The organism is Serratia sp. NCCP-200 (assembly GCF_059697885.1).
Window position 1 is genome coordinate 584,696 of sequence record NZ_BAAKUJ010000001.1, and the last position, 24,642, is coordinate 609,337.

Genomic DNA, 24,642 nt, shown 5'->3' on the forward strand with positions numbered 1-24,642 from the left:
GGCCGCCCGAGGGCGGCCTTGCTATTGGTGTAAAAAATTATTTCAGGCCCAAGGCCTTGGCTACGCCGCTGCCGTAATCGGGATGTACTTTGGTGAACAACTCAACCTGACGGCGTTGGATCTGTTCTGGCACCTGCGACAGTTCACCGGCGATACGGGTGAACATACGTTGGTGCTCCTCGGCACTCAGCAGATTGAACAGCGCGCGCGGTTGGCTGTAGTAATCGTCGTCTTCACGATGATTCCAGTGATCGGCGGCACCTTCGATGCTCAATGGTGGTTCGCTGAAATCTGGCTGCTCCTGGAACACCCCAAAACTGTTTGGCTCATAGGTTGCGCCATTGCCGCTGTTACCATCTACACGCATCGCCCCATCGCGATGGTAGTTATGGAACGGACATTTGGCACCGTTGACCGGGATTTGGTGATGGTTGACGCCCAGGCGGTAGCGGTGCGCATCGCCATAGGAGAACAGACGGCCCTGCAACATTTTATCCGGGGAGAAGCTGACGCCAGGCACCACGTTGGCTGGGTTCATGGCCACTTGTTCTACTTCGGAGAAGTAGTTATCCGGGTTGCGGTTCAGTTCGAAGAAGCCGACATCGATCAGCGGGTAGTCGCCGTGCGGCCAGACTTTGGTCAGGTCAAACGGGTTATACGGGGTTTGTGACGCTTCATGCTCTGGCATGATCTGGATTTGCAGTTTCCAGCGCGGGAAGTCACCGTTCTTGATGGAATCGAACAGATCGCGCTGCGAACTTTCACGATCTTTGGCGATGATGGCTTCTGCTTCATCGTCCATCAGGTTTTCGATGCCTTGCTCACAGCGGAAGTGGAACTTGACCCAGAAACGCTCGTTATTAGCATTGATAAAGCTGAAGGTGTGGCTGCCGAAACCGTGCATATGACGGTAGGATTTAGGCAGGCCACGGTCGCTGAAGTCGATGGTCAACTGGTGCAGTGACTCAGGCAGATGGGAGAAGAAGTCCCATTTATATACCGGATTGCGCAGGTTGGTGTGCGGATCGCGTTTTACCACGTGGTTCAGGTCTGGGAATTTCAGTGGATCGCGCAGGTAGAACACCGGGGTATCGTTACCGACCAGATCCCAGTTACCTTCCTCGGTATAGAATTTCATGGCAAAGCCGCGGATATCACGTTCGGCGTCGGCAGCCCCGCGCTCACCGGCAACGGTAGAGAAGCGGACGAACATCTCGGTTTGCTTACCAATCTCAGAAAAGATTTTTGCGCGGGTGTACTTGGTTATATCGTGGGTTACGGTAAAGGTGCCGTAAGCTCCAGACCCCTTGGCATGCATACGACGCTCTGGGATCACTTCGCGGTCAAAGTGGGCCAGTTTTTCCAGGAACCAAACGTCTTGAAGTAGCATCGGGCCGCGCTTACCGGCGGTGATCACGTTATTATTATCAACAACGGGCGCGCCAGCCGCGGTAGTTAATCCTTTCTTGCTCATCAATTGCTCCTTACTGTGTTGCAGTTAAGTTGATAGCTCAGTGTCGGGTGCTGCAGATCTTCATCATATTAACTAATGAAAAGGCCAGCCCTGCTGACCTCCATCAAAGGCACTACTAGTTGTAGACTTATTCTCAGTCCTCGGCAAATAGGTAGCGCTTATCGTTGTAATTTTGGGGTAACTGATTGGTATTTGTTTACAGTTTATTGAAAAATTAACGGCTTATTGCTTTAAATTAGCCGGGAATTGATGACAATTCAGTTACACTTACCCGCGTATTTTTTACGGTGCCAGACATCATCACTCCTTGATGATGAAGAATGAAAAGGATCAATAATGAACAAAACTTTAGTCGCGTGCGCAGCAGGTTTGCTGTTTGTGGCTGGCTCTGCCAATGCGATCAGCGTGAGCGGTGAGGCAGGGGAACATTACACCAACCTGGGCGTCGGCTTGGGGGGCACAACAGCGGGCCTGGGGATCAACGGCAACTGGATCCGTAGCGATCATGATGGTGACATCGGGAGCCTGGGGCTGAGCTTCGGCCTGCCGGTTGGGCCTTTGACGGCCACCGTGGGCGGCAAGGCCATTTATCTTAGCCCGAAAGATGGCAAAGATGGTGGGGCATTGGCATTAGGAGGCGGTCTGCAATGGGATCTCAACCGCTATCTCAGCCTGTATGGCGAAGGCTATTTTGCGCCGGAGTCTTTGACCAGCGGGGCAAAAGCCTACAACGAAGCTAATGGCGGGGTGCGCTTAAACGTGCGTCCGTTCAATGTGGATGTCGGTTATCGTTACATCAACATCGAAGGTAAAGACGGCAACCGCGACAACGCGATAGCCGATGGCCCTTATATCGGTGTGGGCGTGGGCTTCTAATACTACCTGCTATTAAACGGGCGCCGCATATGCTGCGCCCATTTTTTTCTGTTAGCCGATGGCCGGTAACAGACCGCTGGCGATGCTGATCTGAATGGCGATCACCGCCACCCCACAGACAAACACCAACGCCAACGCTGGCGTTCCGCCCCAGACTCGATAGCTGGCCTGATGCCGCCGACGAGTTTTCCAGACCAGCAATGAAGGTAGCAGCAGGGCGAGTACGGATAGCGCAATCGCCGCAAACCCAAGTGCCAGCACAAAACCGCGTGGATAGAACAGCGCAAATGCCAATGGCGGCAGGAAGGTGATGGCACCGGTCTGCAAACGGCCCCGCACGTTATCCTGGCGTTTGAACAGATCGGCCAGGAAGTCGAACAACCCGAGTGAAACCCCCAGGAACGAGGTTGCCAGCGCCAAATCGGCAAACAGGTGTACCGCCAGCTCGACATGAGGCGACGCAACCACGTCACGCACCGCTTGCAGTAAACCGTTCAGCCCGGCCTGTTGTGCCAGAATGCCGACAAAGGTGGTGGAACTGATGCTGCCCAGCGTCGCCAACTGCCAGAAGATATAAGCCACTAACGGGATGGCACTGCCGATGATAAAGATCCAACGCAGCTTGCGGATGTTACCGCCCATATAGTTGACGATGCTGGGTACGCTGCCGTGGAAACCAAACGAAGTGAAGATCACCGGGATGGCCGAGAGCGCCAGCCCTTGTTCCAGCGGGAGCGTCAGCAGGTTGGTTTGCTGGATGTGCGGCATCATCAGGCCAAGCATGACGATCAGGAAAATCGACTTGGCGGTAAACAGAATACGGTTGAACAGATCCACCGAATGGGTGCCGATGCAGACGATCCCCCCTGCGACCAGGGTGAACAGCAGCACGCCGAGGTAAGTCGGGAAGTCCTGAGACGTCCACTGGCTGATGCTGACAGCCAGCAGTTCGCCAGCGCCGCTGATATAGGCCGCGGTCAGCGCATACATCAAGAACATCATGCTGAAACTGGTAAGCCACTGACCACCGCCGCCCAGATAACGTTTGGCCAGCGTTCCCAGACCGGTGTCCGCCTGCTCATGCTGATAAACTTCGACCAGCAACAGCGCGGTATAGCACATTAATAACCACAGCCCGACCAGCAGTGCCAGCGTTACGCCAAAACCTACGCCCGCTGCCGCCAGGGGCATAGCCAGCATCCCTGCACCAATGGTGGTGCCTGCCACAATAAAAACACTGCCCAGCGTGCGATTCTTCACGTTTTTCTCTGCTATTGGATAATTTAGGGGCGTTTTTGGGAGCCCTATTTTTAGTGCGGCAGAATAGTTGATTGCCGATTTTGTGTCAAACCGACGTTACGTCTGATGTACATTTATGTTTACGATTGTGAGTGAGGCCGCGGCGGTATCAGAAGGGGGCTCTCTGTCCAGTCAGTTCATTAGCGAGCCAGCCCGCTGCTTTGTCGCTTCGCTTCTGTGTTCCGCCAGACTGATACCGAAAGACAGCAGTAAGGCGATGGCGGCGATGCCTCCGGCCAGCCAGAGGTTGGCGGTCATGCCAAGTTCATCCACAACTTGGCCACCTGCCCATGCCCCCAATGCAATGCCGATATTGAATACGCCCACATACAGTGCGGTAGCAATCTCTACGGCTCGCGGTGCGACTTTCATTGTCCATGTCATTAGACCGACTGATACACCGCCATAGGCCAGCCCCCAAACTAGCAGTACCACTCCACCGCTGATGTAGGAGTCACCAATGGTCAGGAATAGCACCGGAGTGAGCAGTAGGCCCATCGAGACCGCTATCAAGGTCAGGGTCGTGCACCGCGCCGCGATGATACCTGCCAAGAAGTTGCCAACAATGCCTGCAAAGCCGTAGGCGAAAAGCAGCGCGCTAATCCATTGCGTATCGAATCTCGGTACTGACAGCAGTAACGGGCGCACGAAGGTAAAGACCATGAAGTGGCTGGCTACCAGCAGTAACGTCAGAAATAACCCGACTTGCAGCTTCCGATTACCGAGTTGTTTGCCGAACTGGCGTAGGGTAGCCGAACTGGCAACGGGGAGTGCAGGAACGACGGCAAGATGCAAAACCAACACCGACACGCTAAGCAACGCCATACTGCCAAAAGCCCAGCGCCACCCCACAAAGTCACCGACCAGCGCTCCGAGTGGAACCCCAAATACAGAAGCGGCCGCTACACCACCAAAGATAATGGAGGTTGCCAATCCGATGGAGTTATCAGGAACAAGCCGGGAAGCCAAGCCACCTGCGATAGCCAAGACTCCCCCCATACAAAAGCCGACGAGAACACGAGCAGCCAGCATCCAAGCCATGTTCGGCGCCAATGCCGATACAATGTTGGCGATAGCCAGTAGGCCCAGTAATCCGCACAGGATCCTGCGCCGATCCATACCACCAGATGCAATCACCACCAGCGGCGCGAACAAGGCCGCCAGCACTGCTGGCAGCGAGATCATCTGGCCTGCAGTGCCAGTGGATGTCTCCAGAGTGTCGGCAATCGGTGTCAGCAGGCCGACCGGTAGCATTTCCGTCGTGACCACCGAAAAGGTGGCAAGACCTATGGCGGTGACGGCCAACCATTGGTGTCGGGTAGACGTTTGAGGCGCAGTACTTGAAGATTTATCCATAGTTAAGCTCCTTGTGAGTAGGGAAAACAGGTAGTGCCCATATCACGCGGCATTTGGTACGGATGAGTCACGCAGGCGCTGACTCCCCCAAAGAGCGACCAACAGCACCAAAGCGCCCGCGCACAGGGCTATAACAAATCCAGCACGCGCACCGCTTTCATTCACTACCTGGCCGGATACGGCTGCTCCCAGCGCAACCCCGACATTTAGAGCGGCCAGCAGCCAGGTCATGCCTTCCGTCAATTGGCGCTTTGGTACCTGGCGTTCGATAAGCGACATTGCCACGATCATCGTTGGCGCGAAAAACAGACCTGCTACGAACACCACAGTGGCTAATGTGGCAATGTTGCCTGCCAGCAGCAGGGGCAGCGTTGTCACAGCTGTCGCCAGCCCACCCAGCAACAGCAGGCGGGATAATGGGATAGGTAACTTGAGTGCGCCAAACAGCAGACCTGACAGGCATGATCCTACGGCATAGGCAGATAGAACCAGACTGGCCGCCGCTGGTTGCCCCAGTTGCTCGGCGAAGGCCACGCTGACGATATCAACAGTGCCGACGATGATACCCATCGCCATCATCAGCAGTGCCAGCAATCGCACGCTCGTCAGTTTGATGACAGATCCTGGCAGGCCCGAAGTAGCGTCATGTTTTTTGACCAACGGTTCGGTGCTGCGCTGTGCGATAAGGGCCAGCACTCCTATGGTGAGAAGTATCGCCGCCGCTAATGGGCCAGCTTGTGGAAATAGCGCTACGGACAGGCCAACTGACAGCGGCGGCCCGGTGATGAAGGTGACTTCATCGAGCACTGTCTCAAGCGAATAGGCCGTCTGCAAGCGCGGTTGGCCCTGGTAGATAGCTGTCCAGCGTGCCCGCGCTACCGCCGACATGCTGGGCATAAAACCGGCCAGTAAGGCACCTGCGAACAAAGTCCAGTTGGGTGCCAGCCACCAGGAACTGGCGAGTAGAAGCAGTATCCCGATGACGCTGATGGCCGTCGCAGCTGGCAGTACTCGGCTCTGTCCGTGGCGATCCATCAAGCGAGATATCTGTGGCGATAGCAGAGCGTAGGCCAGCACGAAGGTGGCGGATACGGCACCGGCCAGAGCGAAGCTGCCACGCAGCTGTGACAACATGGTGATGATGCCGATGCCAGTCATCGACAGCGGGAGCCGTGCCAGCAGTCCGGCCAGAGCTAAGCTCTTGGTGCCGGGAGCGGTGAACAGTTCTCTATAAGGGTTAGCCATCTCAGTCTCCAGGGGGCGTCGCTTGCCTTAGTGGCATAGCGCGGTGATAATACATACGGAACGTATGAAAAGGAGTGTATATTCATACGAAGTGTATGTAAATAAACATACGTAACGTATCTAAAGGGGAACATCAATGGCTCGCCGCACCCGCGCAGAAATGGAAGAAACCCGTGCCACATTGTTGGTAACTGCCCGTAACGTCTTCAGAGAGCACGGCTACGCCGAGACCTCGATGGATGAACTCACCGCGCAGGCGGGCTTGACCCGTGGCGCGCTTTATCATCACTTTGGTGACAAGAAAGGGTTGCTGACGGCAGTGGTGGAACAAATCGACGCCGAGATGGATGCGCGCCTACAACTCATCTCCGACACCGCCGAAGATGCGTGGGAAGGTTTCCTCCGCCGTTGTCGTGCCTATCTGGATATGGCGCTGGAGCCGGAATTCCAGCGCATCGTGCTTCGCGACGCCAGGGCGGTGCTGGGCGGAGCTTCGCCGGACTCGCAACGCCATTGTGTTGAGTCGATGCGGCGGCTGATAGACAACCTTATCCAACAAGGTATCGTCGCTAAGGTCGATCCCCAGGCGCTAGCATCGCTGATCTACGGTAGCTTGGCTGAGGCTGCGTTCTGGATCGCGGACGGTGATGACGGCAATACGCGGCTGGCGGGAAGTGTTGCCGCGCTGGAACTATTGCTGCGAGGATTGTTGACCAAATCATAAGTTAACGAAACTCCCTGTTCATACTGCTCCCCCTGCCTGTAGCACTATTAGCCGCAGCTATTTGGTGAAAAGTTGTTTACGGGCTTCTATAGTGGAGGGATCTGAACATAAAGGGAGAGATCAATGTTAAGGGTGGAGATGCTCAGTACCGGTGATGAGGTGCTGCATGGGCAAATTATTGATACCAATGCTGCCTGGCTGGCAGATTACCTGTTCCAGCAAGGCTTACCGATGAGCGGGCGCGAAACGGTGGGGGATAGCCTCTCCTCTCTGATCGAAATTCTACAGGAACGCAGCCATATCGCCGACGTGCTGATCGTCAACGGCGGTCTGGGGCCAACCAGCGACGACCTCAGCGCGTTGGCGGCAGCAAAGGCTTGCGGTACTGAATTGGTCGAACATCCCGAATGGATCGCCCGTATGGAAGCCTACTTTGCGGAGCGCGGCCGTCCGATGGCGGCTTCAAACCGTAAACAGGCGCAGATCCCGGCTAATGCGGAAATGCTGGATAACCGTGTAGGTACCGCCTGCGGCTTTGCCTTAACGTTGAATAAGTGCCGGATGTTCTTTACGCCGGGTGTGCCTTCCGAATTTAAAGTGATGGTAGAAGAGCAGATCCTGCCACGCCTGCGCCAAGGCTTTACTTTACCTGAGCCGCCGTTGTGTCTTCGTCTTACCACCTTCGGGACGTCGGAAAGCGACTTGGCTGCTGAATTGGACGGCATGCCTTTGCCGCCGGGTGTCGTACTGGGCTATCGCTCTTCCAGCCCGATTATTGAACTGAAATTGACTGGCCCACAGGCTCAGCGTGCCGCGATGGAACAAGCCTGGCAGAGAGTGCGGCAGGTTGCGGGTGACAATACGATTTTTGAAGGTACGGCTGGGCTACCGGCAGAGCTGACGCAACGCTTACAGCAGCAGAACTTGACGCTGGCGCTGAGCGAGCAATTTACCGCCGGCCTAATCAACCTGCAGTTGCAGAGCGAAGCGGCCCCGCTAGCCGGTGGCGAACTGTTACCGGCGCATTGCTCCGAAACGTTGGCAACGGTGCTGGCGCGAGCCCAGTCTTTGGCGCAGCTCACCGGCGCGCAGCTGGCGTTGGCGGTTAGCGCCATGGCAGGGGATCGTGTCAGCGTTGCTCTGCATACGCCAAAAGGCAGTATTGGCCAGACGGTGAGCTATCGTGCATCACGTCATGGCCTGCGTTTACGTCAGGAGTCGGTCGCGATGCTGGCTATGGATATGCTGCGCCGTTGGCTAAATGGCGGCCAGGTTTGCGGCAAAAACGGCTGGCTGGAAATTGTGGAAATTATCGAGTAGAAACGAGTTTATGGCGGTGATATATCCCTTATGGATCATAATAATATAAGGGATATTCGCTGTGGGATTGTGTTGTTACACGCTTTGCGAGTGCTTGAGATTTTTCGTCTTCGGCATTGATACCCGCCGCCTTTCAAGCTGCAGCGTTGTTGGCTACGGGTGTTCATCCCAGTCACTTACTAAACGTAAGCTCCTGGGGATTCACACCTTTACCACCTAGCTGCAACTTGAAATTCTTAGGGTATTCAGTGATCGATGATTATTTTATTGAGTTAGATTTCCAGCTCGATATCCATGGCGGGCATGCAGCAGCAGGGCAGGATCTCACCGTGATTGATAAATGCCAACGGCTGCTGGTGGTAAGCGACCTCACCCTTCAGTAATTTCACTCGGCAGGCACCGCAATAGCCGGAGCGGCATTGGTATTCCACCTCCACCTCATGCAGTTCCAGCACGTCGAGCAGGCACTTCTCACCTTCGGGGCAGGAGAGCTGCGTACCGGTGGCACGCAGCGTGATGGTTGGTGCCGCCACTTACAGCTCGAAATCACTCAGGTCGTCGGCGTTGACTTCAGAGTCAATCTGGCCGACCAGGTAAGAGCTGACTTCAACTTCCTGCGGAGCCACCTGCACGTTATCCGACACCAGCCAGGCGTTGATCCACGGGATTGGGTTGGAGCGGGTAGGGAACGGTGAACCCAGGCCGACGGCCTGCATGCGGATATTGGTAATGTATTCCACATACTGGCACAGGATGTCTTTGTTCAGGCCAATCATGGAGCCGTCACGGAACAGATATTCGGCCCACTCTTTCTCTTGCTGTGCCGCCAGGACGAACAGGTCATAACACTCTTGCTGGCATTCCACGGCGATTTCGGCCATCTCTGGGTCATCGGCGCCTGAGCGCATCAGGTTCAGGATATGTTGCGTACCGGTCAGGTGCAGGGCTTCGTCGCGGGCGATCAGCTTGATGATTTTGGCGTTGCCTTCCATCAGCTCACGCTCGGCGAAAGCAAACGAACAGGCGAAGCTAACGTAGAAACGAATGGCCTCTAGTGCGTTGACGCTCATCAGGCACAGATACAGCTGCTTTTTGATGGCGCGCAGGTTAACGGTCACCGTTTTACCATTGACCTGATGCGTGCCTTCACCCAGTAGATGATAGTAACTGGTCATTTCGATCAGATCGTCGTAGTAGCCGGAGATATCTTTTGCCCGCTTGAGGATCTCCTCGTTGGTGACGATATCGTCAAACACCACCGACGGATCGTTAACGATGTTACGAATGATATGGGTGTAGGAACGCGAGTGAATGGTCTCTGAGAATGACCAGGTTTCGACCCAGGTTTCCAGCTCCGGAATGGAGATCAGCGGCAGAAATGCCACGTTAGGGCTACGGCCCTGAATGGAGTCCAGCAGCGTCTGATACTTCAGGTTGCTGATGAAGATGTGCTTCTCGTGTTCCGGCAGCGCTTGATAGTCGATACGATCGCGCGCGACGTCAACCTCTTCCGGACGCCAGAAGAAGGAGAGCTGTTTTTCGATCAGCTTTTCGAAGATTTCATGTTTTTGCTGGTCGAAACGCGCCACGTTGACCGACTGGCCGAAGAACATCGGCTCAAGCAACTGGTTGTTTTTGTTTTGAGAAAAAGTAGTGTAAGCCATGAGCTTGGATCCATTAGTACCGAGCTGAAAATTAAAGGGGCCGGAAGAGTTCCGGCCCGCTGTGTCAAACGTTAGATCTTGCAGGCGCCGCCTTCACAGTCGTCATCGCCGCCCTGAGCAGGCTGCATGTCTTCCTGGATATCATCTGCACCGTCGCGGGTGTTCTGATAATACAGCGTTTTGACACCGAACTTGTAGGTGGTGAGCAGATCTTTCAACAACTGCTTCATCGGCACCTTGCCACCCGGGAAACGGGTTGGGTCATAGTTGGTGTTCGCCGAGATCGACTGATCGATAAATTTCTGCATCAGGCCAACCAGTTGCAGGTAACCGTCGTTATTCGGTAATTCCCACAGCAGTTCGTAGTCATTTTTCAGACGTTCATACTCAGGAACGACCTGGCGCAGAATACCGTCTTTGGACGCTTTGATACTGATGTGGCCGCGTGGTGGCTCAATGCCGTTGGTGGCATTGGAGATCTGCGACGAGGTTTCCGACGGCATCAAGGCAGACAGCGTTGAGTTGCGCAGGCCGGTCTCTTTGATCTCTTTACGCAGCGTTTCCCAGTCGTAATGCAGCGGTTCGCTACAGATCGCGTCTAAATCTTTCTTGTAAGTATCGATTGGCAGGATGCCTTGCGCATAGGTGGTTTCATTGAACCACGGGCAAGCCCCTTGCTCCTGAGCCAGACGGTTCGAGGCTTTCAGCAGGTAGTACTGGATCGCTTCGAAGGTTCTGTGGGTCAGGTTGTTGGCGCTGCCGTCGGAATAGCGTACGCCGTTCTTCGCCAGGTAATAGGCGAAGTTGATCACACCGATACCCAAGGTACGGCGGCCCATCGCGCCACGGTGAGCGGCTTTGATCGGGTAATCCTGATAATCCAGCAGGGCGTCGAGCGCACGCACGGCTAGCGTAGCCAGCTCTTCCAAGTCGTCCAGGCTGTCAATTGCACCCAGGTTGAAGGCTGACAGCGTACACAGCGCGATTTCACCGTTTTCGTCGTTAACGTCATCCAGCGGTTTGGTCGGCAGAGCGATTTCCAGGCACAGGTTTGACTGGCGTACCGGGGCGATCTGCGGATCGAACGGGCTGTGGGTGTTGCAGTGGTCGACGTTCTGGATGTAGATACGGCCGGTAGAAGCACGTTCCTGCATCATCAGTGAGAACAGCTCTACCGCTCTCACGCGCTGCTGACGAATGCTACTGTCTTTCTCATACAGGGTGTACAGACGTTCGAACTCGTCCTGATCGGCGAAGAACGCGTCGTACAGCCCTGGGACGTCAGACGGGCTGAACAGGGTGATGTCTTCATTCTTGATCAGGCGCTGATACATCAGGCGGTTGAGCTGCACGCCGTAGTCCATGTGACGGACGCGGTTGCCTTCAACCCCACGGTTGTTTTTCAGCACCAACAGGCTTTCCACTTCCAGATGCCACATTGGGTAGAACAGCGTTGCTGCACCACCACGCACACCGCCCTGAGAGCAGGATTTTACCGCGGTCTGGAAGTGCTTGTAGAACGGGATACAGCCGGTATGGAAGGCTTCACCGCCACGAATTGGGCTACCCAAGGCACGGATACGGCCAGCGTTGATACCGATACCTGCACGCTGTGAAACGTATTTCACAATGGCGCTGGAGGTGGCGTTAATGGAATCCAGGCTGTCACCACACTCAATCAGCACGCAAGAGCTGAATTGGCGGGTTGGGGTGCGCACGCCAGACATGATCGGCGTAGGCAGTGAAATCTTGAAGGTGGAGATCGCGTCATAGAAACGTTTTACGTAGTCCAGACGGGTGGCGCGCGGATAGTTGGAGAACAGGCACGCGGCAACCAGGATATACAGGAACTGGGCGCTCTCGTAAATTTCGCCGCTGACGCGGTTCTGTACCAGATATTTCCCTTCCAACTGCTTCACGGCAGCGTAGGAGAAGTTCATATCACGCCAGTGATCGATAAAGGAGTCCATCTGCTCGAACTCTTCAGTGGTGTAGTCTTCCAGCAGATGTTTATCGTATTTGCCCATCTCCACCATGCGTGCGACATGGTCGAGCAGCTTCGGTGGCTCAAACTGGCCGTAAGCTTTTTTACGCAGATGGAAGATGGCGAGGCGAGCGGCCAGATACTGATAGTCCGGTGCGTCACGGGAGATCAGATCGGCTGCGGCCTTAATGATGGTTTCATGAATATCGGCGGTTTTGATGCCGTCATAAAACTGAATATGTGAACGTAACTCTACTTGAGAGACCGAGACGTTGTTTAAACCTTCCGCGGCCCAGTCGATGACTCGGTGGATTTTGTCGAGGTTGATGCGCTCTTTACTGCCATCGCGTTTAGTTACAAGTAGGCTTTGGTTCATTTTTACCTGTCCGTGAGATTCCCCTAAGCAGAAAGTGTAGTCGCTCTGCTCAGTATGTAAACACTATATATAGGGGGTGTATGTCGGTGAGGTAACAAGATAGTGATAAAACGGTGGGTTTGCAAGTGAACAAAACCTGCCGATCTTGTGGATAACTTGGGGGTGAAATGTTACCAATTGTTCCTAGTGCGCGCCCTATCTGGGGTGGCAAGGTTGTCAATAAGCACGATGAGATTTTGCTGATTTTGTGAAAACCCCGATCGTTTGCCGCTTTATTAAACGTTAGAAAAAAACCGCATATTGATCTGCTTTTATATTCTTAAAAACGGTTTAGATCGGCTTTTTTGATCGAGAACGGATAAATAGGTATTTATCTTATATGCTTAGTCGCAACGGAGGCGGAAACATCGCCCCCGTTACGTTTGGGCAGTTTCACCCTTGGTGCTGGGTATGCACCATGTAGTTCACATCAACGTTGCGGCCCAGTTTGAAATGGTCGGTGATCGGGTTGTAATGCAGGCCGATGATATGTTTTTCACGCAGCTCGGTGCCATCGACCCAACCGATCAGCTCAGAAGGGCGGATGAACTTCTTATGATCATGGGTGCCCTGTGGCACCATCTTGAGCACGTATTCAGCGCCGATGACCGCCATCAGCCAGGCTTTGGTATTGCGGTTGATGGTGGAGAAGAACACGTGGCCGCCCGGTTTGACCAGGTGTGCACAGGCGCGCACGACGGAGGCCGGGTCAGGGACGTGCTCGAGCATTTCCATACAGGTGACGATGTCATACTGTTGTGGATGAGCTTGCGCATGGCTTTCTACCGTTTCTTGCACGTAGGTCACCTGCATACCGCTTTCCAGCGCATGCAGTCGCGCCACCTGGAGTGGTTCTGCCCCCATATCCAGCCCGGTCACTAACGCACCTTCACGTGCCATGCTCTCTGCCAGAATGCCGCCGCCGCAGCCAACGTCGAGCACTTGTTTGTCAAAAATGCCTCCTGCGCGCTGCATGATATAATTCAGACGCAGCGGATTGATCCGATGCAGCGGCTTGAACTCACCTTCCAGATCCCACCAGCGCGAGGCGACAGCTTCAAATTTGGCGATTTCCTGGTGATCAACGTTAGGCGCGTGACGGGATGATTCAGCATTCATGGGCGTTATTGGCTCCTGGTTCTCTTATGGTGCAGATTATACATGTTCCGGCACGCTTGGCGCAGCGCTGTTGTTATCGAGGCAAGTGTTATCGAGGTAATTTTCGCCCGCAGGGCAGCACATTTCAGCGAAACAGCGCCGGTAATTTCCCCGTAAAGCGCGCTTTGTGATATAGTTTTACACCTTTGGCACTACGCCAAGGCAGATGAATCATTCAGTATGAGGGATAGCAGCTCCATGAGCGACCTTGCCAGAGAAATCACACCGGTAAATATCGAAGAAGAGCTGAAAAGCTCGTATCTGGATTACGCGATGTCGGTTATTGTCGGCCGTGCGTTGCCAGATGTTCGTGATGGACTGAAGCCGGTGCACCGCCGCGTTCTGTACGCGATGAATGTACTGGGTAACGACTGGAATAAACCATACAAGAAATCGGCCCGTGTCGTTGGGGACGTGATCGGTAAGTATCACCCGCATGGTGACAGCGCGGTGTATGACACGATCGTCCGTATGGCCCAACCGTTTTCGTTGCGTTACATGTTGGTGGACGGCCAGGGTAACTTCGGTTCTGTGGACGGCGACTCCGCCGCAGCAATGCGTTATACCGAAGTGCGCATGTCGAAAATCGCCCACGAACTGCTGGCGGATCTGGAAAAAGAGACCGTCGACTTCGTGCCAAACTATGACGGTACCGAGCAGATCCCGGCCGTTATGCCAACCAAGATCCCGAACCTGCTGGTCAACGGCTCGTCCGGTATCGCCGTGGGCATGGCGACCAACATTCCGCCGCATAACCTGTCTGAAGTTATTAATGGCTGTCTGGCCTATATCGAGGATGAAAACATCAGCATTGAAGGGCTGATGGAACACATCCCAGGCCCGGACTTCCCGACGGCGGCGATCATCAATGGCCGTCGTGGTATTGAAGAAGCCTACCGTACCGGCCGTGGCAAAGTGTATCTCCGCGCCCGTGCCGAGGTAGAGGCGGACGCTAAAACCGGCCGCGAAACCATCATCGTGCATGAAATTCCTTATCAGGTGAACAAAGCGCGCCTGATCGAGAAAATTGCCGAGTTGGTGAAAGAGAAACGCGTTGAAGGCATCAGCGCGCTGCGTGACGAGTCTGATAAAGACGGCATGCGCATCGTGATTGAAGTCAAACGTGACGCCGTGGGTGAAGTGGTGCTGAATAACCTGTATTCGCTGACTCAGCTACAGGTCACCTTCGGTATCAACATGGTGGCACTGCATCAGGGCCAGCCAAAGTTGCTGAACCTGAAAGATATTCTGCGTGCATTTGTGCGCCACCGCCGTGAAGTGGTGACCCGCCGTACCATTTTCGAACTGCGTAAAGCCCGCGATCGCGCCCATATCCTGGAAGCGTTAGCCATTGCCTTGGCCAACATCGACCCAATTATCGAACTGATCCGCCGCGCGCCGACTCCGGCAGAAGCGAAGATTGCGTTAATCGCGCAGCCATGGGATCTGGGTAACGTCGGGGCGATGCTGGAACGTGCCGGTGACAACGCTGCACGCCCAGAGTGGCTGGAGCCAGAGTTTGGCATCCGTGACGGTAAATATTACCTGACCGAGCAACAGGCTCAGGCGATCCTGGATCTGCGCTTGCAGAAACTGACCGGCCTGGAGCACGAGAAGCTGCTGGACGAGTATAAAGAGCTGCTGAACCTCATCGCTGAGCTGATCTTTATTCTGGAAAACCCAGACCGCTTGATGGAAGTGATCCGTGAAGAACTGGTGGCCATGCGCGATCAGTTTGGCGACGCACGCCGTACCGAAATTACCGCCAACACGTCTGATATCAACATCGAAGACCTGATCAACCAGGAAGATGTGGTCGTGACATTGTCGCATCAGGGCTACGTGAAGTATCAGCCTCTGACCGACTATGAAGCGCAGCGTCGCGGTGGTAAAGGCAAGTCAGCCGCCCGTATCAAAGAAGAAGACTTTATCGATCGTCTGCTGGTGGCCAACACCCACGACACGATCCTGTGCTTCTCCAGCCGTGGTCGCCTGTACTGGATGAAGGTGTATCAACTGCCTGAAGCCAGCCGTGGTGCTCGTGGCCGGCCGATCGTTAACCTGTTGCCGCTGGAAGCCAACGAACGTATCACCGCCATTCTACCGGTACGTGAATACGAAGAAGGCCGCCATGTATTCATGGCTACCGCTAGCGGTACCGTGAAGAAAACCGCATTAACCGAGTTCAGCCGCCCACGCAGCGCCGGCATCATCGCCGTTAACCTCAACGAGGGTGACGAGCTGATTGGTGTTGACCTGACCGATGGCAGCAACGAAGTGATGCTGTTCTCCGCCAACGGTAAAGTGGTCCGCTTCCCAGAAGGGCAGGTTCGTTCAATGGGCCGTACCGCTACCGGCGTTCGCGGTATCAACCTCGGTGAAGGCGATCGCGTAGTTTCGCTGATTATTCCTCGTGGTGAAGGCGATATCCTGACCGTGACGCAGAACGGTTACGGTAAGCGTACCGCGGTAACGGAATACCCGACCAAATCGCGCGCGACCCAAGGGGTTATCTCCATCAAGGTCAGCGAGCGTAATGGCCAGGTTGTTGGGGCTGTTCAGGTAGAAACTACCGATCAAATCATGATGATCACCGATGCAGGCACGCTGGTGCGTACCCGTGTCGCGGAAGTCAGCGTGGTTGGCCGTAACACCCAGGGTGTCACCCTGATCCGTACTGCGGAAGACGAGAACGTCGTCGGCCTGCAGCGCGTCGCTGAACCGGTTGAAGATGAAGAGCTTGATAGCCTTGAACCGGGCGCAGAAGAAGCGGAAGAAGATACCACACCACTCGATGAGAGTGATGATGATACCGGCGCCGTAGACGATATGGATGACGAGAACGCCTAAATAGCACGGCCTTGGCCGTATAATCTGGGTGGTTCAAAAAGGGCTTGGCAGCGATGCTAGGCCCTTTTTCAGTTGTATGGTTTAATTGCTGCAATCACTTGTCGATGCTGCACGGGATCGTTGTTTTGCTATGATTATGCTCGTCACCCCTTACACTGGCATGGTACCTGCTTGAAATACTTAGCCTCTTTCCGTACCACGTTAAAAATTTCCCGCTATCTGTTTCGGGTACTGGCGTTCATGCTGTGGTCGCTGGGTGCACTGCTGACCACGTTTTATATCCTGGATATCGTGCATGAGAAAGAATCCGATATCAGGCAGGAATATAATCTCAACTTTGACCAGGCTCAGGGCTACATTCGCCACTCGGCGGATATCATCCGCGACATCAAATACATGGCGGAAAACCGCCTCAACGGCACGGTAGGGAGCCTTGAGCTGTTCACCGGCATGATGAATGGCAAAGACAGCCAACCGGAGATGAAGCCGCTGTACCCGGAATCCAACTGCGCGCTGAACTCCAACTACCGTGACTCGATCACCTCGTTAAACAGTCTGATCCAATACTGGAAAGAAAACTTTGTCGCGGCCTATGATCTGAACCGGGTGTTTTTTATCGGCAGTGACAGCCTGTGCATGACCGAATTCGGTAGCAGTAACGGCATCACCGATCGGCAAAACGTGCTCAAGGCGCTGCATGAGCGCATCCTTAAATACCGTAACGCCGCCAACAGCGCGGAGAAAGACAATAACCTTTACTGGATCAGCCCCAGCCAGCAGCGGCCTGATGTAGGTTACCTGTATGTAATGACGCCGGTCTATGTCGGCAACAAACTGGAAGCGCTGCTGGGGATTGAACAGACGATCCGCCTGGAAGACTTTGTCACCACCAGCAACTTGCCGGTGGGGGTTAATCTGCTGGATGAGAACAACGAATCGGTGCTGCGACTGGCCAATGGCGATCGCTATGCCTCTTCGCTCAATGTTTATCCGCAGGAACACACTTATTTTGGCTATGTAGACAGTTACCAGGATCTGATCATGAAGAAGGCGCTGCCGCCTTCGTCGCTCAGCATCGTGTATTCATTGCCGGTGAAGAGCGTGGTGGAGCGTTTCAAGGTACTGATCCTCAATGCGGTGCTGCTTAACCTGCTGTCGGCCGTGGTGTTGTTCAGCCTGGCGTGGTTGTTCGAGCGCAAAATGTTCCTGCCTGCGGAAGAGAATGCCTTCCGGTTGGAGGAGCATGAACAGTTCAACCGTAAAATCGTGGCTTCGGCGCCGGTGGGTATCTGCATTCTGCGCATCAGTGATGGCACCAACATCCTGAGTAATGAACTGGCGCATAACTATATCAACCTGTTGACCAACGAGGATCGGGATCGCATTACACGCATTATCTGCGAACAGCAGGTCAACTTTGTAGATGTGATGACCAGTAATAACAACAATCTGCAAATCAGCTTTGTGCACTCCCGTTATCGCAATGAGGACGTGGCTATCTGCGTGCTGGTTGACGTTAGTGCCCGAGTCAAAATGGAAGAGTCGCTGCAGGAAATGGCCGCGGCGGCGGAGCAGGCCAGCCAGTCCAAATCGATGTTCCTGGCCACCGTCAGCCATGAACTGCGCACACCGCTCTACGGGATTATCGGCAACCTGGATCTGTTGCAGACCAAGGCGTTGCCGCAAGGGGTCGATCGCCTGGTCAATGCGATGAACAACTCCTCGGGGCTGTTGCTGAAGATCATCAGCGACATCCTGGACTTCTCCAAGATTGAGTCGGAGCAGTTGAAGATAGAGCCCCGTGAGTTTTCTTGCCTGGAAGTTATTACCCACATTGCGGGCAACTACTTGCCGCTGGTGGTGAAAAAGCGGCTCGGTTTGTACTGTTTTATTGAACAAGGTGTGCCTGAGCGTATCAATGGCGATCCCGTGCGTTTGCAGCAGGTATTGTCTAACCTGTTGAATAACGCCATCAAGTTTACCGACACCGGCTGTATTATCCTGCAGGTTTGCACCCGTGACAGCTATCTGGAGTTCAGCGTTCGCGATACCGGCGTCGGCATTCCAGAAAAAGAGGTCCTGCGCCTGTTTGATCCCTTCTTCCAGGTTGGCAGCGGGGTGCAGCGCCATTTCCAGGGCACTGGGCTTGGGTTGGCGATTTGTGAAAAACTGATCAACCTGATGGACGGTGATATCGCGGTAGAGTCCGAGCCTGGCCTCGGCAGCCTGTTTACCATTCGTATTCCGCTGTTTGGGGCGCAGTTCCCGACGCCGCAGGCCAGCGATACCTGGCAGGGCAAGAACCTGTGGCTGGAAATTCGTAATCAGCGGTTGGAAAGCTATCTGCAGGCGATCCTTGGCGGCTACGGTGCCACGGTATTACGTTATGAGGGACAGCAAACCGGGGCAGGGGACGTTCTGCTCAGCGATCATCCTTTGCAGGTGGACACCCCGCTGTTGGCACAGGTCGAACTCTCCATTGCGCACATTGGGCCGTCATTGGAAACGCACCCGGGTTACTGGCTGCATAGTACCTCCACGCCACGGGATGCCATCCAACTGTTGAACCGGCTATTTGGCGTGGTTACCGAAAACGATAAGGCGTTGGTGCAACTGCCGTTATCGGTTAAGGCCAATAATGCCGATAACGGGGATATTCGCCTGCTGGTGGTAGACGATCACCCGATCAACCGGCGCTTGCTGTCCGATCAGCTGTCATCGTTGGGCTATCAGGTGATTACCGCCAATGATGGTGTCGATGCGCTCAGCGTACTGGAGCGCAATGCGGTGGATATCGTATTGACTGACGTCAATATGCCGAATATGGATGGCTATGAATTGACACGTTGCCTGCGTAAGTCGAATTTCACTGCCCCGGTGATTGGTGTGACGGCTAATGCGCTGGCAGAAGAGAAACAGCGCTGTCTTGAGGCCGGGATGGATAACTGTCTGTCTAAACCGGTCACTCTGGAGACGCTGGAGCAGTCGCTGGGCTATTACAGTCAACGGGTACGGCGGCTTAGGGCTGGATCGGAAACGGCATAAACACTAAAGGGCGCCTAAGAGCGCCCTTTAAATTGATAACAATGCTGGTTCAGGGGCGCCGCATGCTGCACCCATTGAACTTTAGTCTTTATCCAACTGCGTCATACTGACGGAGGAGAGATAGTTGAGCAGTGCAATATCGTTATCAACACCCAGTTTCATCATGGCTGATTTCTTCTGGCTACTGATAGTCTTGATGCTGCGGTTCAGTTTTTTGGCGATTTCAGTCACCAGGAAACCTTCGGCGAACAGACGCAACACTTCACTTTCTTTCGGAGAGAGGCGTTTGTCACCGTAACCGCTGGCACTGATTTTCTCCAACAGCTTCGAGACGCTCTCTGGCGTGAATTTCTTGCCTTTCTGCAATGCGGCCAGCGCTTTTGGCAAATCGGTAGGCGCACCCTGTTTCAGGACGATGCCTTCGATGTCCAGATCCAACACCGCGCTGAGAATGGCCGGATTGTTGTTCATGGTCAGAACGATGATCGACAATTGCGGATAGTGGCGTTTGATATATTTTATCAGCGTAATGCCGTCGCCATATTTGTCACCCGGCATCGAAAGATCGGTGATCAGGACGTTGGCGTCCAGCTTGGACAGATTGTTGATCAGTGCTGTAGAGTCCTCGAACTCCCCAACGACATTCACCCACTCAATTTGCTCAAGTGACTTCCGGATGCCAAACAGTACGATAGGATGGTCATCGGCAATAATTACGTTCAGGTTATTCATGTTGTTGGCTACCTTGCTGCAGCAGTCTACTGACGAAAAAATCAATCTGACTGATGTTATTCTCGATCTTGAGCGCATCACCGTCCGCGATGTGCTGTTCTAACGATTCACACAGAAGCTTTCCGGGAAGCAGATTTAACATGGCAAACACGCCCTTCAGGCGGTGTGCGGTTTGAGACAGCGCTGCAAAATCACCGCTGCCCGCCTCAGTATACAGTTTTTTGATATCGTCGGGTACTGTATCAATAAACAAACCATAGTAATCACTTGATCTCAATTGTTTTTCATACACTTGGGCGCTTTCTGCCAGTGATCCTACAGGGTTTTCTTCCTGCTCTTGTGCCGCCATCTGGTGTTCTATCAAGATCAGAACAGCGTCGATCATGGCATTGTGCAGGTTATAGTTGACGCGGATATAACCTTTATCAAGCTGTTGCCAGCCCGCTTCATCGCTGGTTAGCAGCAACGTATAGTCGTCGGCCTGCTGCGGGTTATCGGTCAGTAAAACATCATATTCCCGGCTGTTTTGGTGCTCCTCGGCCACGATGCAGTTGGCCCCATATCCCGCCAGTAGCTGAGTCACGATCTGGCGGATCTCGTCGGAGGTGATATCCAGCAGTGCCGTTACCCCATCGAGTAATTTCTCCGTCGCCTGTTCCTCTGTTTTCTCCTGCTCCATAGTGACGCGAATGGTATAGCGAGTACCGATATCGATTTTGCTGCGGATATCCAACTGGCCATTGAGCTTTTTGCACAGCTGATTACACAGGAAAAACGTCAGCCCAGAGCCGTGATCGAAGCGATCGACCAGCGTTTGGCTGAGGAACGGGTAGGTCAGATTGCTGATTTCCTCATTGGAAATGCCGGTGCCGGTGTCGTTGATATGAAATACCAGGTGTTCAGGGCGATCGACTTCCTGTTCCACCACCAGGGTGATCTTGCCGTAGGCGGTAGTGATGATGGCGTAGCGCAGCAGCAATGAAAGGATTTTGCGCAGTGCGCCAGCATCGCCAATGTACTGTTGGTTGACGTCCAGATTAACGTGATTGAACAGCGCCAGCCCTTTCTGGTTGATGGCTGGCAGCACGTCCAGCAGCAGTTCATCCAGCAGTACAGTGGGGTTGAAAGGTTGACGAACCGGCTGCCAATCCTGTGTCTCCAGCCTGGTGAGCAGGGTGATATTGTCGATCAGATCCAATACCGATGCCGAAGCCAGGTTGAGTTGTTTAAGCAATGTCTGTTGCTGTTCGGCATCTGATGGTTGGCACAGGCTCCCGGCCAGTTCGTGTATTTGCCGCACCGGCTGATTCAGCTCGATCCCCAGGTTGTGTAGCATCAACTTACGGGCCTGAACGTTTTTATCGTATTCGCGGCGGGCCTGTTGCAGCCGTTTGTTCACCATCACCTCTTTATCCTGATCGTTGAGCAGGAACAGGTAGGTTTCCGCCGTGCGTTGGCTGCGGAAGATGCGGATCTCATAGACTTCGTTGTTGACCGTCGCCTGGATCACGCCATGATGCTGCTCCGCCATATGGGCAATTTTGGACAGGCTGAGGTGTGGCATCAGGTGCTCGGCGATCTTGTTGCTGGTGATCACGCGGTTATCGGCAAAGTCATAGACCAGCAGCCCGCAAGGCAGACTGGCAACAATTTCCTGGTTGAGCGAGCGTTGGAGATCCAGCTCGGCGGCGATATTTTCGCTGGGGCGGATGTATTGCTGGCGGAGGAAATAAATGCCCACCATCGATAGCGTCAGCAACAGCAGATTGACCGCCAGTAGCCAGATGTTATTGCGCAGCAGGTCAATCGCCAGATTGAAAGCTGAAACGCGGTAAATCAGCTGCAACGGCGAGTTGGGCAAGGAAACACTGAACTCAACCCAACTGCCTTTTAGGGCGGCCTGGGCGTTGATTGCCGTTTCGCTTGGCACCATGCTGTCGTCGATCTCTGCATTATCGGGCAGCAGCAGGAAGTTGGAGCGGGCCATATTAAGCGGAATGATATCGTTAATCGGCAGGTCGAAGGCGATCACCGTGGCCAAATGCCCCGGCTGGTTAAAGGTGGTGCGGATAGAAAACGAGTAGGCGTTCTGGAAGCGCTGTTTACGCAGGCCGGAAAAACTCTCGCGTTCGTCCAGCATATTGGCCTGTTGCAGCATTTCGGTGCGGCGGTCTGACACCGACGTAGTCAGGTAGTTTTCTTTCAATCGCGAAGTCAGGTCTTTCAGCGATTGGGTCGTCACCAGGCTCAAGCTGTTATCTTGCCCGTTGAGAAAATACATCGCATAGTTTTCGGTCTCGGTTCCCCAGCGGTTATCCAGGAAGTCCGAGATATTAGCAACCGTAGCCAGCGTGGCGTTGTCGTGGTTGCCAAAAATGACCGCATCGGTTTTGCTGCGTCGCTTCTCAACATAATATACATCCGGACGCAGTCGGGTTTCCTGCAGGTTGGTCTCAACAGCAAGCGACGCGGTATTACCAAATTTGTCGTAGATTTGCTCGGTCAGAGAGCGGTAGCTGTCGATACGCTTTTGCAGCATGTTGGCGATGGTGTTGACGGCATGTTTTTTCTCCGTCAGATAGGCGTTGGTATAATTATAGCTGTACAACCCAATGGCCATGGCCAGCAGCACGACAAACAGCCAGAAGCTGCGGGTGATGTAGCGGGAATTAATGGTCAGTTGTCTATCTTGCAACATGGCTACGCATTCCTGAAATTAGCGAGTGACCGCTTTGGCGCTGGCAGTGACGATCAGCAGTAATGCCGCGACACAGGCCAGGGCAAACGTCAGGCTGGAGACCTGGGCGATTAGCCCGATCACTGCCGGGCCCGCCAGAATACCGGCATAGCCCACCGTGGTGACCGAAGCGATAGCCAGGTTGGCAGGCATGACGCGTTGGTTCCCCGCTGCGCTAAACAGAATAGGGACCACATTGGATGCCCCGACGCCGACCAGCATAAAACCAATCAAAGAGGCTAAGGCGCTGTCTATGGTAATCGCCAACGCCAGGCCGATGGCCGCACACAGGCTACCTAGCAACAGTACCTGATATCTGCCCATGGCATTCACCACGCGATCGCCATTAAGCCTGCCGATCGTCATGGCAATGGAGAACAAGGCGTAACCTAACCCAGCCTGGTTATGATCCATCCCGCGCATGGTGGTCAGGTACAGCGCGCTCCAGTCGAGCATTGAGCCTTCCGCCAGGAACATGATGAAGCACAGCAGGCCAATGAACATCACCCAGCCTCGTGGCAGAACGAACATCGGGCCTTCTTTATCTCCGCCGCTTTCACGCAGCAGGTTTTTACTGGCAATCAGCAGCAGAGCCAGAATGGCGACGACGGCGATCAGAGTGGCTTGTAGCGGACCGAGTCCCAACCATAATAGGGCGCTGACTCCACCCGCACCGGCTATCCCGCCAACGCTGAAGAAACCGTGAAAGCCGGACATCATGGCACGATTGCTGGCGCGTTCGACCACCACGGCCTGAATGTTCATGGCCACGTCAATCATACCAATCGCTGCACCGAACAGCAGTAAGGCTAACGCCATCCCCAAGGTGGAGTCCATCAGCACCAGCAGCGGCAAATCGATGCATAGGGCGATCCCCGCTAGCAGGATCACGCGGCGGCAGCCAAATTTGCCGGTCAAAAGCCCAGTCAACGGCATTGCCATGATCGAGCCAACTCCGATGCACAGCAGCAGCAGGCCTAATGAGCCGTCATCTATGTTGATACGCGTTTTGGCAAAAGGCACCAGCGGTGCCCAGGTGGCCATTGCCAGTCCGGCGATAAAAAAGGCCAGGCGGGTGGCATTCTGCTCGGGCACACCGGGCTTAATTTGTTCGTTGCAAGTGACTGTCATGTCGGTATCGGGATCGGCTCTGGATAGTGGCTTAAATGAACCCCTGTTTTTATCACAATCTGTGATCGGGGTCGAAAGGATTCGCGTTAACCGTGTAACCCATCAGGGGGGAGGAGTTGTGTAAAATCACTCGCGGATGAGGGAAAAATAGTTTCTCAAGGTAACAAATCTATTATCTAGGGAATTGATGCAGGATTCATTGCTATTTTGTATGTGATTGTTGTCTATTTAAACGATGAGCGGCGATAAATTATTCGTTGGTTAATTTATTGGCGGGTTTTTAGGATTGATTTAGCTATTAGTGCGGTAGTTGATCATGTTTATGATATCTCTTTGTAATTAAATTTGTGCATAAAATGCTTTATTGGAACGATTTTATCGCTGATTTTTGGATATAAAAAAACCGGCCAGAGGCCGGTTGTAACTACAAAAATTATCATACGGATAATGAAGGTAATAATGAAAATAATGATGATAGCGGGGAGATTATAGCGCCAGGAATTGCAACGATTTTTGGCACAACGTGCTTATTGTTTGATACTTTTGTACTGATATCTTTATTTTTATAAAGTTTTGTATATTACATTGATTTATAAAGTTTAATTTATTTTTTTATCTTTCGGTGCTTTATT

General features: G+C 53.8%; 16 protein-coding genes. 5 read left to right on the forward strand and 11 right to left on the reverse strand.

What is annotated here, in order from left to right:
* Window positions 1-37: 37 nt before the first annotated feature.
* Complete coding sequence (gene katA, locus AC6HVW_RS02700; RefSeq protein ID WP_021178500.1) at window positions 38-1,474, reverse strand: catalase KatA; 1,437 nt, start codon at window positions 1,472-1,474, stop codon at window positions 38-40.
* Window positions 1,475-1,810: 336 nt separating this feature from the next.
* Between katA and AC6HVW_RS02705 the strand changes: the two genes are divergently transcribed.
* Entirely contained in the window at window positions 1,811-2,350 is a 540-nt protein-coding gene (locus AC6HVW_RS02705; RefSeq protein ID WP_021178499.1) for a YfaZ family outer membrane protein, read from the forward strand.
* Between the two features lie 51 nt (window positions 2,351-2,401).
* Here AC6HVW_RS02705 and tyrP read toward each other — a convergent pair whose 3' ends face one another.
* The 3 genes from tyrP to AC6HVW_RS02720 all read right to left on the reverse strand — a co-directional run bounded on the left by tyrP (window position 2,402) and on the right by AC6HVW_RS02720 (window position 6,250).
* Complete coding sequence (gene tyrP, locus AC6HVW_RS02710) at window positions 2,402-3,610, reverse strand: tyrosine transporter TyrP (protein WP_021805972.1); 1,209 nt, start codon at window positions 3,608-3,610, stop codon at window positions 2,402-2,404.
* A gap of 171 nt (window positions 3,611-3,781) precedes the next feature.
* The gene (locus tag AC6HVW_RS02715; protein ID WP_186486764.1) at window positions 3,782-5,005 is read right to left on the reverse strand and encodes an MFS transporter; all 1,224 of its coding nucleotides are present in this window, start codon (window positions 5,003-5,005) and stop codon (window positions 3,782-3,784) included.
* Window positions 5,006-5,047: 42 nt separating this feature from the next.
* On the reverse strand, window positions 5,048-6,250 hold the full coding sequence (locus AC6HVW_RS02720; RefSeq protein ID WP_497569256.1) for an MFS transporter: 1,203 nt from the start codon (window positions 6,248-6,250) through the stop codon (window positions 5,048-5,050).
* Window positions 6,251-6,386: 136 nt separating this feature from the next.
* On the opposite strand from AC6HVW_RS02720, the gene AC6HVW_RS02725 reads away from it, so the two are divergent.
* A complete protein-coding gene (locus AC6HVW_RS02725) occupies window positions 6,387-6,974 on the forward strand; it encodes a TetR/AcrR family transcriptional regulator (RefSeq protein WP_071684028.1) in 588 nt (195 codons plus the stop codon).
* A gap of 123 nt (window positions 6,975-7,097) precedes the next feature.
* Window positions 7,098-8,294, forward strand: a complete 1,197-nt coding sequence (locus AC6HVW_RS02730; RefSeq protein ID WP_071684027.1) for a nicotinamide mononucleotide deamidase-related protein YfaY — start codon at window positions 7,098-7,100, stop codon at window positions 8,292-8,294.
* A 272-nt stretch (window positions 8,295-8,566) separates the two neighbouring features.
* Here AC6HVW_RS02730 and yfaE read toward each other — a convergent pair whose 3' ends face one another.
* From yfaE to ubiG, 4 genes are all read right to left on the reverse strand, one after another.
* The gene (gene yfaE, locus AC6HVW_RS02735; RefSeq protein WP_021805960.1) at window positions 8,567-8,827 is read right to left on the reverse strand and encodes a class I ribonucleotide reductase maintenance protein YfaE; all 261 of its coding nucleotides are present in this window, start codon (window positions 8,825-8,827) and stop codon (window positions 8,567-8,569) included.
* Window positions 8,828-9,958, reverse strand: a complete 1,131-nt coding sequence (gene nrdB, locus AC6HVW_RS02740; RefSeq protein ID WP_021805959.1) for a class Ia ribonucleoside-diphosphate reductase subunit beta — start codon at window positions 9,956-9,958, stop codon at window positions 8,828-8,830.
* Window positions 9,959-10,029: 71 nt separating this feature from the next.
* Entirely contained in the window at window positions 10,030-12,318 is a 2,289-nt protein-coding gene (gene nrdA, locus AC6HVW_RS02745; protein ID WP_071684026.1) for a class 1a ribonucleoside-diphosphate reductase subunit alpha, read from the reverse strand.
* A 432-nt stretch (window positions 12,319-12,750) separates the two neighbouring features.
* Entirely contained in the window at window positions 12,751-13,476 is a 726-nt protein-coding gene (gene ubiG, locus AC6HVW_RS02750) for a bifunctional 2-polyprenyl-6-hydroxyphenol methylase/3-demethylubiquinol 3-O-methyltransferase UbiG (RefSeq protein ID WP_021178493.1), read from the reverse strand.
* 237 nt (window positions 13,477-13,713) lie between these two features.
* Between ubiG and gyrA the strand changes: the two genes are divergently transcribed.
* The gene (gene gyrA, locus AC6HVW_RS02755) at window positions 13,714-16,365 is read left to right on the forward strand and encodes a DNA topoisomerase (ATP-hydrolyzing) subunit A (RefSeq protein ID WP_081367122.1); all 2,652 of its coding nucleotides are present in this window, start codon (window positions 13,714-13,716) and stop codon (window positions 16,363-16,365) included.
* A gap of 171 nt (window positions 16,366-16,536) precedes the next feature.
* Entirely contained in the window at window positions 16,537-19,410 is a 2,874-nt protein-coding gene (gene rcsC / locus AC6HVW_RS02760; protein WP_071684024.1) for a two-component system sensor histidine kinase RcsC, read from the forward strand.
* Window positions 19,411-19,491: 81 nt separating this feature from the next.
* Here the strand turns inward: rcsC and rcsB are convergent, their stop codons facing one another.
* Genes rcsB through AC6HVW_RS02775 form a run of 3 tightly spaced genes read right to left on the reverse strand, consistent with a single transcriptional unit; the run spans window position 19,492 to window position 24,010 of the window.
* Window positions 19,492-20,142, reverse strand: a complete 651-nt coding sequence (rcsB, locus tag AC6HVW_RS02765; RefSeq protein WP_021178490.1) for a response regulator transcription factor RcsB — start codon at window positions 20,140-20,142, stop codon at window positions 19,492-19,494.
* On the reverse strand, window positions 20,135-22,837 hold the full coding sequence (gene rcsD / locus AC6HVW_RS02770; protein ID WP_186486775.1) for a phosphotransferase RcsD: 2,703 nt from the start codon (window positions 22,835-22,837) through the stop codon (window positions 20,135-20,137). The genes rcsB and rcsD overlap by 8 nt, the downstream gene beginning before the upstream one ends.
* A gap of 21 nt (window positions 22,838-22,858) precedes the next feature.
* Window positions 22,859-24,010 carry an MFS transporter gene (locus AC6HVW_RS02775; protein ID WP_071684023.1) on the reverse strand — a complete coding sequence of 384 codons (1,152 nt, stop codon included), beginning with the start codon at window positions 24,008-24,010 and terminating at the stop codon, window positions 22,859-22,861.
* Window positions 24,011-24,642 lie beyond the last annotated feature (632 nt).

Bases quoted from the DNA above. Each gene is read 5' to 3' on its own strand.
- nrdB (WP_021805959.1), bottom strand. From the start codon at position 9,958: ATGGCTTACACTACTTTTTCTCAAAACAAAAACAACCAGTTGCTTGAG.
- rcsB (WP_021178490.1), bottom strand. From the start codon at position 20,142: ATGAATAACCTGAACGTAATTATTGCCGATGACCATCCTATCGTACTG.
- ubiG (WP_021178493.1), bottom strand. From the start codon at position 13,476: ATGAATGCTGAATCATCCCGTCACGCGCCTAACGTTGATCACCAGGAA.
- AC6HVW_RS02725 (WP_071684028.1), top strand. From the start codon at position 6,387: ATGGCTCGCCGCACCCGCGCAGAAATGGAAGAAACCCGTGCCACATTG.
- katA (WP_021178500.1), bottom strand. From the start codon at position 1,474: ATGAGCAAGAAAGGATTAACTACCGCGGCTGGCGCGCCCGTTGTTGAT.
- AC6HVW_RS02775 (WP_071684023.1), bottom strand. From the start codon at position 24,010: ATGACAGTCACTTGCAACGAACAAATTAAGCCCGGTGTGCCCGAGCAG.
- AC6HVW_RS02705 (WP_021178499.1), top strand. From the start codon at position 1,811: ATGAACAAAACTTTAGTCGCGTGCGCAGCAGGTTTGCTGTTTGTGGCT.
- nrdA (WP_071684026.1), bottom strand. From the start codon at position 12,318: ATGAACCAAAGCCTACTTGTAACTAAACGCGATGGCAGTAAAGAGCGC.
- AC6HVW_RS02720 (WP_497569256.1), bottom strand. From the start codon at position 6,250: ATGGCTAACCCTTATAGAGAACTGTTCACCGCTCCCGGCACCAAGAGC.
- gyrA (WP_081367122.1), top strand. From the start codon at position 13,714: ATGAGCGACCTTGCCAGAGAAATCACACCGGTAAATATCGAAGAAGAG.
- AC6HVW_RS02715 (WP_186486764.1), bottom strand. From the start codon at position 5,005: ATGGATAAATCTTCAAGTACTGCGCCTCAAACGTCTACCCGACACCAA.
- AC6HVW_RS02730 (WP_071684027.1), top strand. From the start codon at position 7,098: ATGTTAAGGGTGGAGATGCTCAGTACCGGTGATGAGGTGCTGCATGGG.